1 pseudogene is annotated in these 486 nt (G+C 76.7%); it reads left to right on the top strand.

From position 1 onward, the window contains the following. Positions 1–13 precede the first annotated feature (13 nt). Positions 14–486: pseudogene (locus ACOV8S_RS16220) on the top strand (hypothetical protein); the annotation flags it as partial.

Genomic DNA, 486 nt, shown 5'->3' with positions numbered 1-486 from the left:
CCATCCCCCGCTGATGGGCCCCGCGACGTACGCCGTCAACCCCCGCCCCTCCGGGCCGCCCTGGCGGCGGTGGGAGGAAGTGGGGGAGGACGAGGCCGCCCGTCGGGGCGTGTACGCGCCCGTGTACTCGCTGTCCTTCGGCGCGCCGAACAGGATCGTCATCGCTCCCGGCGACTCCCGGGGCATGCGGTTGATCCCCGAGAAGTGCGAGGGCTACTGCCGCGGCGTGGACGGCCGGGCCGGGCCCAACCTGGCGTGCGAGGGGTGCGGGCGGGCCGTGGCGACCCGTGAGGACGACTGCGGGATGTGGCAGACGGTGTGGCTGGAGCCCGACGCGGTCGTCCTCCGCCCCGTGCCGGGCCCGGCCACGCCGCCTCCCGGATGGGACGACCTGCTGCGTCCCGAGCTTCGGGTGCCGCCCGTCGAGGCGGACGGGTCGTGGAGCCGCCGCTGGGAGGCGGCGGTCGGGGTCGCGCTCGCCCACCT

The organism is Streptomyces sp. CO7 (assembly GCF_053474865.1).
This window is presented reverse-complemented; position numbering and strand designations above follow the sequence as displayed.